Source organism: Streptomyces sp. NBC_00483, assembly GCF_036013745.1.
Classification (GTDB): domain Bacteria; phylum Actinomycetota; class Actinomycetes; order Streptomycetales; family Streptomycetaceae; genus Streptomyces.
In genome coordinates, this window is record NZ_CP107880.1 from 7,885,736 (window position 1) to 7,898,900 (window position 13,165).

11 protein-coding genes are annotated in these 13,165 nt (G+C 67.2%); 2 read left to right on the forward strand and 9 right to left on the reverse strand.

Annotation, left to right across the window (positions count from 1 at the left end; all coding sequences use genetic code 11):
- Positions 1-25: 25 nt before the first annotated feature.
- On the reverse strand, positions 26-211 hold the full coding sequence (locus OHA73_RS35175) for a helix-turn-helix transcriptional regulator (RefSeq protein WP_327657096.1): 186 nt from the start codon (positions 209-211) through the stop codon (positions 26-28).
- Positions 212-560: 349 nt separating this feature from the next.
- Between OHA73_RS35175 and OHA73_RS35180 the strand changes: the two genes are divergently transcribed.
- Positions 561-974 carry a hypothetical protein gene (locus tag OHA73_RS35180; RefSeq protein WP_327657097.1) on the forward strand — a complete coding sequence of 138 codons (414 nt, stop codon included), beginning with the start codon at positions 561-563 and terminating at the stop codon, positions 972-974.
- Between the two features lie 425 nt (positions 975-1,399).
- Here OHA73_RS35180 and OHA73_RS35185 read toward each other — a convergent pair whose 3' ends face one another.
- The 5 genes from OHA73_RS35185 to OHA73_RS35205 form a co-directional block, all read right to left on the reverse strand.
- On the reverse strand, positions 1,400-2,488 hold the full coding sequence (locus OHA73_RS35185) for an S-(hydroxymethyl)mycothiol dehydrogenase (RefSeq protein ID WP_327657098.1): 1,089 nt from the start codon (positions 2,486-2,488) through the stop codon (positions 1,400-1,402).
- 70 nt (positions 2,489-2,558) lie between these two features.
- On the reverse strand, positions 2,559-3,518 hold the full coding sequence (locus OHA73_RS35190; protein WP_327657099.1) for an isopenicillin N synthase family dioxygenase: 960 nt from the start codon (positions 3,516-3,518) through the stop codon (positions 2,559-2,561).
- Positions 3,519-3,617: 99 nt separating this feature from the next.
- Positions 3,618-4,373: an alpha/beta fold hydrolase gene (locus tag OHA73_RS35195; protein WP_327657100.1), complete on the reverse strand. Its 756-nt coding sequence runs from the start codon at positions 4,371-4,373 to the stop codon at positions 3,618-3,620.
- Positions 4,370-5,443: an isopenicillin N synthase family dioxygenase gene (locus tag OHA73_RS35200; protein ID WP_327657101.1), complete on the reverse strand. Its 1,074-nt coding sequence runs from the start codon at positions 5,441-5,443 to the stop codon at positions 4,370-4,372. Before OHA73_RS35200 ends, OHA73_RS35195 begins: the two co-directional genes overlap by 4 nt.
- Before the next feature lie 65 nt (positions 5,444-5,508).
- The gene (locus OHA73_RS35205) at positions 5,509-6,891 is read right to left on the reverse strand and encodes a uracil-xanthine permease family protein (protein WP_327657102.1); all 1,383 of its coding nucleotides are present in this window, start codon (positions 6,889-6,891) and stop codon (positions 5,509-5,511) included.
- A gap of 103 nt (positions 6,892-6,994) precedes the next feature.
- Between OHA73_RS35205 and OHA73_RS35210 the strand changes: the two genes are divergently transcribed.
- Positions 6,995-7,558, forward strand: a complete 564-nt coding sequence (locus OHA73_RS35210; RefSeq protein ID WP_327657103.1) for a helix-turn-helix domain-containing protein — start codon at positions 6,995-6,997, stop codon at positions 7,556-7,558.
- 116 nt (positions 7,559-7,674) lie between these two features.
- Here OHA73_RS35210 and OHA73_RS35215 read toward each other — a convergent pair whose 3' ends face one another.
- The 3 genes from OHA73_RS35215 to OHA73_RS35225 all read right to left on the reverse strand — a co-directional run bounded on the left by OHA73_RS35215 (position 7,675) and on the right by OHA73_RS35225 (position 13,009).
- Positions 7,675-8,985 (reverse strand): right-handed parallel beta-helix repeat-containing protein, encoded by a 1,311-nt coding sequence (locus tag OHA73_RS35215; protein WP_327657104.1) that lies wholly within the window; start codon positions 8,983-8,985, stop codon positions 7,675-7,677.
- Positions 8,986-9,113: 128 nt separating this feature from the next.
- Positions 9,114-10,217, reverse strand: coding sequence for a rhamnogalacturonan acetylesterase (locus OHA73_RS35220; RefSeq protein ID WP_327657105.1), 1,104 nt, complete (start codon positions 10,215-10,217; stop codon positions 9,114-9,116).
- Positions 10,218-10,279: 62 nt separating this feature from the next.
- Positions 10,280-13,009 (reverse strand): exo-rhamnogalacturonan lyase family protein, encoded by a 2,730-nt coding sequence (locus tag OHA73_RS35225; RefSeq protein ID WP_327657106.1) that lies wholly within the window; start codon positions 13,007-13,009, stop codon positions 10,280-10,282.
- Positions 13,010-13,165: the final 156 nt, after the last annotated feature.

Below are 13,165 nucleotides of genomic sequence, written 5' to 3' on the forward strand. Positions count from 1 at the left end.
GCGAAGTTTCGGAGTCAGCGCTGCATCAGCCCAGACGTTGCTGCCGGGCCCATGCGTCTACATCGGAGACCTTGTACTGCAACTTCGCGTTCCGTCCGGTACCGAACTTGTAGGCGGCCAGGCCAAGCCGAGGAGCGTCCCGGTAGACCCACGTGACGGACATGTTGAGGTACTCGGAGGTCTGCTTGGCATCCATGAACTGCGGGGGCATCGGACCTCCAGATCGGGCGTGGGAGATCAGTGTGGGAGCAAAGCGCGACTTGGCTGTGCCGGAAGCGATCTGATACCCGAGCTAGGAGTCACCCACGCAACCCGGAGCGAGATAATGATGCTCTTCGTCGACCCAAACCGTACGGGTTCGAAAGTGGCAGTTACTGACCTTTCCGGGGTGTTGTCGGGTGGTGGGTGAGGGGTTCGGATGTCCCGTACTCCGTCATTGCAGTGCAGGACCTCGTTGGTAGTAGCTCGGACTGGCCTGACGGCCCTCCGGGAGGGCGCCGCTGGCCGAGGTATACCGTCTGCCGCAGATATGAAGCCGGGGGGCATGAATGCAACATCGTTTGGCAGCCACGATCCTCCTCTGCCTCGCTACTGCCCTTGCCGCCGCATGCTCCCCGGAGCCCGAAGCAGAAGACGTCAACCGCTCCGACCTCGTGGGCCACTGGCATGCCGGCGGGGCCTGCGGCTCCTCTCTCGTGTTGGAGAAGAGCGGTTCGGCCCGATGGAAACACTGGGCGACGGGCTACAGCGTGAGTGAATCCCGCATCACCGGCAGAGAGGACGGCCAGGGGAGCTGGACGCTGGAGACAGTGCACGGCGAGGAGTATTTCGAGGTGGAGACGGACAAAGCCCGTGAATCGTTGACCATGGTGCAGGGGGATGACCGGTTGATCCTCCTACAGACCCCAGGAGGCGACCCGGACAACAGCATCGGGTGCCGTTTCAAGCAAGTCGATGACCGGAAGCACGACTGACACACCCTCACCCACCCCGCGCTGCCTGGCTCGGTCTCTTCCCCGGACCGCTGTCATCCTTCTGCCCCTGTTGCCGCTCGAGCCGTGAGGCCTGCGGTTATTGACTTTTCGGGGTGTTGTTGGGTGGTGGGTAAGGCTGAAGCCGGTGCCGGCGAGGCAGTCATCGATAAGTTCAGGGTGACGTTGGATGCGACGTGGTCCGCTGCGCAGGACAGGAGGGCAGTTGCACGATGGTGAACCAGTCATGGTCCGCGGCGGACTGGCGCATTCCGGCGGCCCGATGAGTGTTGAGGTGCGCAGCTGTGAGCTGACGCTCGTCACATGCTGACCGATTGCCGACGCTACTGGCAGGGCGTCAGCCGAGGTGTGTCGGCGGGTGCGACGCTGTGTCGTCGTCCAAGCTCGGTGGCCTCGTCAGCGGGACGTCACAAGACCACGACGGACCTCAAGACGTCCCCTGTGTGCATCTTTTCGAAAGCCTTCTCGATGTCGTTGAGACCGATTTCCTCGGTGACGAACCGCTCCAGCGGAAGCCGTCCTTGTAGGTGCAGGTCCACCAGCACGGGGAAGTCCCGGGAGGGGAGGCAGTCGCCGTACCAGGACGATTTCAGGGCGCCGCCGCGGCCGAAGTACTCCACCAGCGGGATGTCGGGGGCCATCATCGTGGGTGTCGGTACCCCGACCAGGACGACCGTACCGGCCAGGTCGCGTGCGAAGAACGCCTGTTTCCAGGTCTCCGGACGTCCGACGGCGTCGATGACCACGTCGGCGCCGAAGCCGTTGGTGATCTCGCGGATCCTCTCGACCGGGTCGGTTTCGCGCGCGTCGACGGTATGGGTGGCGCCCAACTCGGTAGCGGTCAGGAGCTTTTGTGGGTCGCGGTCGACGGCGATGACGGTGGTGGCGCCGGCCAGCCGCGCTCCGGCCACGGCCGCGCTGCCAACTCCTCCGCATCCGATGACGGCGACACTGTCGCCACGACCGACGCCGCCGGTGTTGACGGCGGCACCGATGCCGGCCATCACGCCGCAGCCGAGCAGCCCGGCGACCTGCGGGCTGACGGCGGGGTCAACTTTTGTGCACTGGCCGGCAGCGACGAGAGTCTTTTCGGCGAAGGCCCCGATTCCCAGGGCGGGGGTGAGTTCCCTGCCGTCGGACAGAATCATCCGCTGGACGGCGTTGTGCGTGTCGAAGCAGTACTGCGGCTTGCCCTTGCGGCAGGCTCGGCAGGTTCCGCACACGGCACGCCAGTTGAGGATCACAAAGTCCCCAGCTGCGATGCCGGTGACGCCGTCGCCGACCGTTTCCACGAAGCCGGCGGCTTCGTGTCCCAGCAGGAAGGGGAAGTCGTCATTGATGCCCCCGTCCCGGTAGTGCAGGTCGGTGTGGCAGACACCGCATGCCTGCACCTTCACCACGGCTTCACCCGGTCCCGGCTCGGGGATCGTGATGGTTTCCAGTGAGACTGGACGGCCTGCGCCGAGCGCGACGACGCCGAGAACGTTCTGAGACATGCGGGCCTTTCTGGGGCGGAGTGCCGTCACGCGGGATGGGCCGCTGCGGTGCCCGCGGTGAGGGGCGTAGTCAGTTGACGGTGGCGGCCAGTGCGCGCTGGCGCATGTACTCCCCGGCTGTCACAGCGGGTTCGGCGGTGTCTCGGCCGATGGGCTCGATGAGGGTGCCGACGTTCGCGTCGCAGAACTGGATGAGGGAGATCAGCTCCTCCTGCGGCATGTCGGGCTGCGGGGGCAGCACGCGGTGGCGTGTGGAGCGCCAGCGGTCACCGGTCCAGCGGGCCATGAGGTCACCGATGTTGATGACGAGTGCTCCCTCGACGAAGGGAGCGTCGAACCAGGCTCCGTCGCTCTCGATCTGCAGCCCGCCGTAGCCGGGCTGCCGGTCCAGGAGGGTGAAGATGCCCCAGTCGGTGTGCGGGCCGACCCGGAACTGGCCCTCCTGCGCTGCGCCGGACTCCTGGAGGGACGGGTAGCGGTTGATGTTGAGAGTGCGGGTGCCCTGAGAGGTGCGCTCGATGAACCACTGCGCGTCCAGGCCGAGCGCGAGGGCGCAGATCTGTAGGAGGTCGTCGTACACGTGGCACATCGCATCCATGAAGCGGAGGGCGTTGTGTTGGAGGTCCGGCACTTCCTTGGGCCACACGTTGGGGCGGAACCAGGTCGCGTCGACCTTGGCGTCGCCCGTGAGGTGGTCACGGCCGACGGTGTAGGTCTCCTTCATGTCCGGCCGGGAGACGTCCGCGTCCACGCCGAGGAAGGAGTTGGCCTCCTTTCCGGTGGGAATCCACCCGCGCCCGCCGACGGTCGTCGCGTAGCCGTTCTTTGCTTCGGTGGGCAGCGAGAAGAACTGCTTGGCGCTGCGCCGCAGTTCAGTGAACATCTCCGCGGGCACCTGGTGACCGCTCAGGAGGAGGAATCCCGACGTGCGCAGCGCGTGGTCCAGTTCCAGGGCGAGTTCCTTGCGGATGGCGTCGTCCCCGGTGCGCCACACACTGAGGTCGAGAAGGGGGATGTGGGGCTCGTTCAAGACATGCTCCTTGTCAGTGGTGTGCGGCCGACGGACGTGCGGGGGCGCGGCTGTTGCCGCTCGTGTGAGGGGCGCGGCGGCAAGTGGTCCCTCGGCGGCTCAGGTTGTCCGCGTCGCGCCGGACACAACGGTGCAGAAGGAGGCGAGAGCCTCGGCGAGCGGGCCCGCCGCCGACAGTTGCGGGGCGTGGTCGCAGTCGAGGGAGACCACCGCCGTGTTCGGCGTCAGGTACTGCATGTGACGCTGAGCGGCGAGCGGGATGGAGCGGTCCTGCCGCGCCTCGACGTAGAGGCGGGGTAGTCGTCCGTAGCGTTCGGGGGTCCACGTGGGAGTGATGAGACGGGCCGTCTCCATCTGTGGAACCATCCGCCGTGCCGCCGCGATCGCGGCGGCGGGTGGCGCCTGAGGGAAGAAGACCGCCGCAGCCGCCTCCGGGGAAACGATGCTGTGCCGGCCGTCGGGTGTCAGCGTCAGATGGGTGCCAATGCCGACGTCGGAGGGAAGGCCTGCTTCGGCGCAGACTTCGGTGAAGGGCCGGTCGGACGGGAGCATGATCCCGGCGACGTGCACGACACCGACGACCCGGTGGGATATCTCCTCCGCGACCTGGGTGGCGACGACGCTGCCTCCCGAATGGCCGACCAGGATCAACGGCTTTTCCAGGTGGTCCACTTGGCTGATCACGGCCCGGGTGAGGGTGTCCAGCGTGACGTTCTCCGGCTGCCCGAGGCCGGTGCCGGGCAGGGCCACGGCGTGGGGGGTGTGGCCGGCGGCTGCCAGAGGTTCGGTGATCGTGTCCCATACCCAGGGGCCTGCCCACGCTCCATGGATGAGTACGACATGGGCGCCGCTCACGCCGTGGCGCTTTCCGCGGCCGCCAGCACGCGAGCCGCTTCGCGGACGGCCGTGGTGTTGGCCTTGCCCTGCCGGGAACCGGCGAGCTTGGCCTTGATGTGGTCCCGGATGATGACGGGCTCGTAGGCCAGGCCGTTGTCGGCGTCGAGGTGGCTGGGCAGCGTGGAGATGACGGCGTCGACGTTGCCGTCGTGGAAGAACGCGACCGAGCGGCGGCGCTTGATGGTGCCGTCGATGACCGGCGGCTTGACGCGGTGCAGAGTGGACATCCAGCGGTCGTTGGTCAGACGGGCTGTCAGATCACCGAGGTTGACCAGCAGGGCTCCGTCGGTGGGCTGTACGTCGTGCCATGCGCCGTCGCTGCCCAGAACCTGCAGACCGGGGACCTGGTCGGCCCACAGGACGGTGAGGATGCCGAAGTCGGTGTGCTCGCCCATGCCGGTCAGGTCGCCGTCGAGGGTGACGGTGCCTTCCGGCAGTGCGTAGTTGTTCATGCGCAGGACGTCGACCGAGTGATCGGTGAGGTACTCGAAGAAGTCGCCGGGCAGGTCCAGTGCGTCGGCGAGGACGGTGGTGAGTGTGCGGGCCACTCGGCCCGCCTCGCCGTAATAGGACTCGACCTGGTCCCGGAAGGCTTCGATGCTGGGCCAGACGTTGGTGCCGTAGTCCTCCTCGGAGAGGTCGAGGAGCGGGAACGACCGGGCTTCCGTACCGACGTTGAACGCTTCGAAGAAGTCGTTCATGCGACTGGCCGACTCCACCCCCAGGCTCAGGCTCAGCGACTCGCTCTTGGGTGGGCTGTACCCGCGGTTGGCGCCCTCCACCCGGTATTCCTTCTTGGCGGCCAGGGACAGGGAGAAGAAGGAATCGACCGCGTCGGTCAGGCCGTCGAGAGTGTCCTCGGGAATGCCGTGGCCGAGGACCTGCACGAATCCGACTGTGGCACAGGCGGCGTCTATCTGCCGGCTGACCTCGGCCTTCTCCTCTGGGGTACCGCCGAGGACGTAGGCGCTGATGTCGACGACCGGCACGGTGAAGGCACCAGCGTTGTCAGCGGTGTGCTGCGACATGGGGTCTCCTGTCGAAAGGGGGCGGGAGGAAATCCGAGGGCGATCGGAGTCGAGTCCGATGGCTGTCAGAGGGGAGTGGGTTCCGGAGAGGCTGCGGTGCTGAAGGCGCGGCGGGCGTTGGCGCCGAGGCGCGTGTGGTTGAGCAGCAGGTTGAGTGCGAAGGCCACGATGGCGGTGAGCGTGATACCGCTTCCGAGGATGATCTGCGCGGAGTCCGGGAACCTGGCGAACATCCCCGGTACCAGGGTCGGCAGCAGACCCACGCCGACCGATGCGGCGGCGATGGTCATGTTGATTGAGTCGGACAGATCGACCTTGCGCAGGGTGTCGATGCCGACGACCGCTACGACGGAGAACATGATCAGCCCCACACCCCCGACGACGGGCTGGGGAAGGCCCGAGACGAGGGCTCCCAGTTTGGGCATGAGGCCGAGCACGATGAGGATGCCGCCGCTGACGGCGGTGACGTACCGGCTGTGGACCCGAGTGGTGGCGACGGCGCCGACGTTGTTGGTGTAGACGGTGTCGACAAAGGAGTTGAAGACGGCGCCGACGATTCCGGAGAGGCTGTCGCCGGTCAGACCGCGGGCGAGATTGGCCCGGTTGACGGGCTTGCCCGTGATCTCGCCGAGCGCGAGCATGCTGGCGGTCGATTCGGCGAACACCACGATCATGACGATGCTCATCGCGACAACTGCCGTCAGGGGAAACTGCGGTGCGCCGAAATGGAAGGGCTCGGGGACACCGAACCAGGCGGTGCGTGCGAGGGATCCCAGGTCGTACAGGCCGAGCGGCAATGAGATCACCGTGCCCACCAACAAGGCGATGAGCACGCCCAGTTGACGCCAAAGGTTCCTGCCCAGGCACAGCAGGGCTATGGCCACGAGCATGACCACGGCGGCGAGTCCCAGGTTGGCGGGCGCGCCGAAGCTGTCGGATGTGGGGTCCTGGCCCACGATGAGCCCGCCTGCCACCCCGATCAGGGACAGGCCCACGACGGTGAGCACGGAACCGGTGACCAGTGCCGGGAAGAAGCGCAGCAGTCGGGCGAAGGCCCAGGCCAGGGGGATGCCGATCAAGCCGCCGACCAGCATTGATCCGTAGACGGCGGGCATGCCGTATTGTCCGGCGATCAGGATCATCGGTGAAAGTGCCGCGAAGGAGCCGCCGCAGACGACCGGCAGTCGTACTCCGACGGCCTTGCCGAGGCCGAGGCTCTGGACCAGCGTGATGAGGCCGGAGATCAAGAGGTCGGCGCAGATGAGCATTGCGGTCGTGTCGGCGTCGAGGCCTACGGCGGCGCCGAAGACCAGCGGCACGCTGACACATCCGGTGTACATGATGAGGACGTGCTGGAGGCCGAAGGCCAGGAGCCGCGGCGCGGGAAGGTGGCTGTCGACGGCCGAAGGCGGGATGCGGGGCTCCACTGGGGAGCGGGGCTCTGGCATGCCGATATTCTTGGAAGTAATTATTTCTTTCTGTGGGTAATGTTGTGACGATGGTGTTACGGGCGTTCCCCAGGCAGTGACATCGCCTTGATAGCGTCCGGCCATGGAGGACGAAGAACACCAGGACCTCGCGCGATCCATCGGAGCGTCCATTCGTGCGGCCAGGCGGGAAGCCCAGCTCACGCTGACGCAGCTGGCCAAGGAAGCGGGCGTGTCCCAGCCCTTCCTGAGCCAGGCCGAGAACGGCAAACTGATGCCGAGTGTCATCAACCTCCACCGGATCGCGCAGGCTCTCAACACGACGGCCCACGAGATCCTCGAGCGCGGTGCTCGCCCGGCCGTCAGGGTTGTGCGGGCGACGGAAGGGCGCTCCTACCCGCTCGGGCCGGATGCCACTGTCCGTTTCTGCGTCGGACGCAACCGCCTCATGGACTGCAACGAGGTGATGGCCGGCCCCCACAGTGCCGCGGAATCGGCTACCACTCACCAGGGCGAGGAATTCGTCTACGTGATCGACGGAAGCATCCGCATGGTCATCGGGGAGAGCGAACACCTGCTGGGCGCAGGCGACACGGTCTACTACGCCGCCACCGTGCCCCACCAATGGTTCAACGACTCCGACACCCCGGCCAGGTTCTTGTTCACCAGCTCCCCGCCCGGTTTCTGACGACTGCGGGGACGCTCACGACCGCGGCCGAGGGCAGCGGAGCTGGATTCGGTGGCTCTCCGCCCGTTGCCGGCACCGGCAACGGGCGGAGAGCCACCGAAGGTTGCACAGCAGGATCAGCCGACCTCGAATGCACCGAGGTCGGGTGCTTCGCCCTTGTACGGCAGTCCGACGTCGCTGCCCTGGTCGATCAGGTCGCTCGTCGCCGCAGGGCGCAGGTTCGGCAGAGACGGGAGGCTGCCGTCCGACTGCCGGGGGGCGTCCCACCCGGTGCTCGACGTGCTCTGGAACTGTCCGTCGGACAGCGGTGTACCGAGGTCCCAAGTGTTGTGGGCCGAGTCGGTGCCGGTCAGGTTCGAGGTCAGGGTGCCGCCGTAGGCGATGTTGTTGCGGAGTTTGCCCAGACCGGTGGACTCGCCGCTGGGCGAGACGCCGAGCATGTTGAAGTCGGGGTGGTTGTTGAATCCGGTGTTGTTGAAGAAGTCGTTCGCCACGGTGTGGTGGTTCGCGTAGAAGCCCGCTGCCCCGTTGTTGAAGGCGACGGACTGACGCACGGTGTGCTTGACCCCGTAGTCGACGTAGTCGCCGCCGTAGCCGCCAGCCTTGAAGCCGTTGCCGTCCCCGGCCCGTGTGTTGGTTCCCGGGACGTATCCGCTGGACCATGCCCACGACGACTCGATGGTCACCGAGGAGCGGGCGTTGATGAGGTCGAAACCGTCGTCGGAGTTGTTCCAGGCCCGGTTTCCCCGGAAGACGTTGCCGGGATTGTCCGCGGGGATGTGTGCGCCGAAGCCGTCGGCGTTGGTGCCTGCGCCGCTGGAGCTCTTCGCGTCGTAGTTGTCGTGCGAGTCCGTGTTGAGGACGAGGTTGTGGCCGCCGTCCTGCAGGAACAGGCCCGGTCCCGTGATGTCGTGGATGTCGAGGTTCTCGTAGGTGTTGTTGCTTCCGGAGCTCCAGACGCCCCAGGACTCGTGGTTGAGGATGTTGTTCTGCGGAACCCCGGCTATTTCCAGGCCCTTGAGGTGGATCCAGCTGCCGGTGACGTCGAAGCCCTTGATACGGCAGTCGTCGGTCATGTCAGAGAAGTCGAAGACCGGCTTCTCTCCTGGGTAGGCCCAGTAGCGGATCGGGCTCCCCGAGGCGCCGCTCTTGTTCAGCGTGACGGCATCGACCCGGGCTGTCTGGCTCGAACAAGTCGTGTTCGCGTGGGTGTACTTGTACGTGCCGCTGCGGAAGTAGACGGTGTCGCCCGGTTCGGCGACTTCCTGGGCATGCGCGAGCGAGGCCCAGGGGGCGTCCTTCGTGCCGGTTGCGCTGTCGCTGCCGCTTGGTGCGACGTAGTACACGCCGCCGGCCAGCGCATGCGGGTCGCCAGTGGTTGTCTCGCTCGCGGCTGCCGAGTTGGTGACGACAGCGAGGACGCTCATGATTGCGACCGAGCCCAACAGAGCTTTCGTCGTGCGCTTTGACGTTGTCATTCGCTTACTCCGAATTGTCTGGTTGTACAGGTGAGTTGGGGGTTGATGACTCAGGACATGTCAGGGGCCGCCCTGGGTCACCGCTCGTCTGTCTTCTGTGGTGCGTTGAGGGATCGCGCCGCCGGCAGGTGCGCCCGGGCGATCTCACGTGCCACGAGACCGGCCACGGTGGTGGCGCCCGAGGTGTTGAAGTGGGTCTGGCTGCGACCTGCGGGAAGTTCGGCGTACAACTGCCAGGAGGCGTCCGGGCCGAGCTGTTCCATGAGTGCCGTGCTGTCGGCCGTCAGGTCCAGCAGCGGTACGTCCTGCTGCTGCGCGACATCGCGCATGACCGCAGGTAGATCCACACCGAGGCTGTTGACGATCCGCCCGGTGTCAGTGATCTTCCCGTTGGCGTCGTACAGATGCCGCACCGGCGGGGTGACCAGGACGGGTCGGCCGCCCCTGGAGCGGACACCATCGAGGAGGCTGAGGAGATTGGCACGGTAGGTGTCTTCGGCGGTGGTCTTGTCGTTGTGCGCGAGCTGGATGAGCACCGTGTCGCCCCGATGGATCCGGGGCTTGAGTGCCTCGAACAGCGCGGGGTTCTGCAGCCACGAGACGGTACTGGATCCGGCGGCAGCCCAGTTGGCGACAGCGAGGCCCGGGCCGAAGTACTGCGGCAGCTCCTGTGCCCAACCCCGCTGGACAGTGTTCAGCCAGTCACTAGCCGTCGAGTCGCTGACCACGAAGAGCCGTGGTGCGTGCGGCCGGGGAGTCACCCGCAGGTCGGTGAGTGCGGGCGCCGAACCGGTGAGCTTGAGCTGCAGGCCCGCGGTGCCATCGCCCTCCTGCCCGTCGGGCATGCTTTCGGGGGTGCGTACGTCGACGGTGACGGACCGTGCGGCAGTGTGGCCGGCCCGCGTGGTCACCGGGGCGAGCACGGTCCGGTTCGCTTCGACCTCTAGCCCGGTGTTCGCGGCGGCGGTGCGACTGCCCAACGTGACGCGCACGTCGTAGGCCCCCGGAGGGACGTCGAACGAGCAGGTCAGACCAGTGCTTTCGGTGCTTTGTGTGCAGTTCCGGCGTATCTGGTCACTGAGTAGTGGGGCACCGGCGGTCGCGACAGCGGTACCTGGCACCGTGACTGCGGCGACCGTGGTGACGGTCAGCGCGCCCAGCAGGCGGCTGAATCTCTTCATGAGCACTCCTGTTGAAGGGATGGGGCGAGAGACAGGTGGCGTGGAGATGGGCCGATGGGCGGTCACGGGGCCTGGTCCGGGGCGACGGCGAGGAGCGCGATGATCGCCAGGTTGTTCTGGGCGACATCGTTGGTGCTGAAGCTGGTCCGGGGCATCTCGTCGACCTTGCTGAACACCGCGGACCCGTCGACGTGCACAGGTTCGGGCCAGCTCTCGTCCCCGCCGTTCTTGAGGAAGGCATCCCAACCGCGCTGCTGCACGGCCGGTTCCTTGGTCTGCTCGCCGGCCCACGCCGTCATCCGGGAGTAGAAGACTCCGGGGGCACTGGTACTGAACTTGAAGCCGAAATGGTCGGTGATCTCGGAGGTCGGTGCCTGCACGTAGCGGCAGAACTCGACCAGCTTCGCCCGGAATTCGGGTACGTCGATCAGGTCGGTGGTCTCCCACATGATCTGCTCGCCGCAGAAGACCATCGACAGGTTCACCTTGCCCCAGTCGCCGCCGAGCTTGAGGTCGCTGATGTGGCCGGTGGCCGGGTCGTAGCCGACGGCGCCCCCTTGCTGCCCGGTGAAGAGTCCGGCCGGGAGCTTGGCGATGTCCCGCATGCCGGTGACGATGCGGTCGCGCCACTTGCTGTCGCCGGTGCGCTCCCATTCGGTGAGCCAGTTGCTCACGAGCGCGTACCAGTCGGGGCCGAGCCGAATCACGGTCGGGACACCTGCGGGGGCGTCGAGGTAGTCGCGCAGCGGCGGGTACTTCAGCAGGGTCGAGTCCAGCTGCAGCGGTACGCGCATGGCGTCGCCGATGAACTCGTCCGCGGTCAGGTAGTACATGAAGCGCTTGGTGTAGGCCTCGGAGACGCGGGGTTCCTTGCCGCCGTCGGCGTAGTGCTGCACGTCGTGGCGCGAACCGAGCCCGGCGAACGGCCCGGCGTGGATGGTGTCCGTCTCGGTCACGTGCCGGGTCATCGCCCGGGCGAGGTGGAACGTCTGCGGGTCTCCTGTGCGCAGGAACTGGTACCAGAGCGCCGCGTCCGAACCGAGTTCCGCGTTGTCCCAGGCGTAGCCGCCGACGTCGTAGCGCCAGGTGTGCCGGTCACTGTCGTAGGTGTGCATGATGTCGCCGTAGTCCCAGAACCCGTACCAGTGGCGCTGCTTGACCTGCTCGGTGTAGAAGTCGACGCTGCCGGCGATCGAGTCCTCGAGCTGCTTGCGGGCCGGGGTGCTGCGGTCGGGAAGGCTCCACCGGCCGAACACCTTGACGCCGTGGTAGGTCTTCGGGTCGGCGACCAACTGGGGGCGGGCGAGGGTGGAAGCGAGGGTGGCCACATCGCCCCGGGAGGGCGTGGCGTCCAGCGCCCACAGCTGCATGTCCGTGGAACGGGCCATGCCGGTGGACACTCCGAAGCCGTAACGCTCGTCCTCGTAGGCCAGGTCGAGGCCGTGGCTGGACGCGTCGTAGGAACGCAGGTCCATCGCCTCGGCGTGCGGCGACCAGGACCACAGGGTGACCGTCGCCGTGTCCTTGGTGGCGTCACGGACGTCCAGGGCGCGCGGAAACTGCTGCCAGAAGTCCCGCAGACCGACCCCAAGACCGCCGCTGACCCCGCCGACGTACCCGATCCCGGGTGCACGGTCGGCGAAGCCGGCGTGCTTGAGCCAGGCAGCCTTGTGCGAGGTGCGCTTCCACACCGCGCACTGCGTGGCTGAGTGCTGGATCAGGCTGAAGTCCCCCCACTGCGGAAGGTCCTTCCAACCGCCCTGAACGGTGGACTCCCATTCCGACACCGGCGGTGTCGCGGTGCCGGCGATCTGGGCCGACCGCACTGCTTCACCTGGGTCGCGGCGCAGCCCCGTCAGTCCGACGACCGCCTCGCCCCACACACCCTTGTCGGGGCCGGCGAAGCGGATGTGCCGGTTGTAGGGCTGGTCACTCATCGGTACGGACAGTTGCAGGCCCAGCCCTCGGATGAAGTCGCTCGACGCCTTGCCGTCCCAGACGAACTGGTGCATCACCCGCAGCGACTCGTCCCCGGCACCCAGGTACACGCGCATCGTCCAGGGGAGGATCGCCCGGTTGCCCTTCCCGTGACGCGAGGACGAGTCCTGCCGGTACCTGCCGGTCAGCTTTACCACGGCACGCACCGGTCCGGACTGCTCGATCTCGGCCTTCTCGACGACGCCGCTCCACGCGGTGTGTCGGGGGCTCGCCGTGTCCTCGGGCTCGTCCTGCAGCATCAGTATCAAGCGGCCGTCGTGCGCGATGGTCCTGCTGCCGCGGGCTATCGAGCGGATCGCCACGGGGCCGCTGCGCGCGATGCGGATGTCCACGACGCCGTTGGCCAGCCGGATCTCGTCCCCACTGCGCTTCGCCGTCACCGGCTGCTTCGGGGCTGATGGCTTTCCCGGGGCCAGGTGGAAACCGTCGGCGAGGGCGGAGGAAGCCACGGCGTGGCCGGTCCACTTCAGCGTCCCGTCCGGCCAGTACGCCAGGGGCCAGGACTGCACCGGCACCTGGTCGTTGTCGTGGTCCTGCAGCGCGAACGTCGTGTCGGCTGCGACCTTGCCCTCGGGCCAGGGGACGCCCCAGGCGGTGCCGGTGGTGGCGGCGGGCCGGCCGTCCAGCCAGTGCAGGTCCACCCCCTGAGCCGTATCGCTCGACGATGCGGCCGTTGCGGCACGGGGGCCACCGGCAGCGGCTGCCCGGCCACCGGGGCCGAGGGCGAGGGCGGCCGCGGCGATCGATGCGCCGCTGAGGAACGTGCGTCGGTTGAGGGGGGATCCCTCGGACATGGGGTGCCTCCGGTCGGAACAGATCTACGTAGGTGAAGGGGGGGGTGTGGGGGAGCCGGGGTGCGCGAGCGCCGACAAGTGGCTCCGGGGGAGATGCCGGAGCCGGCCATGTGCCGGACGACCCGTGGTCGGTGAGCTGTTGTCAGGGCGCTCCGC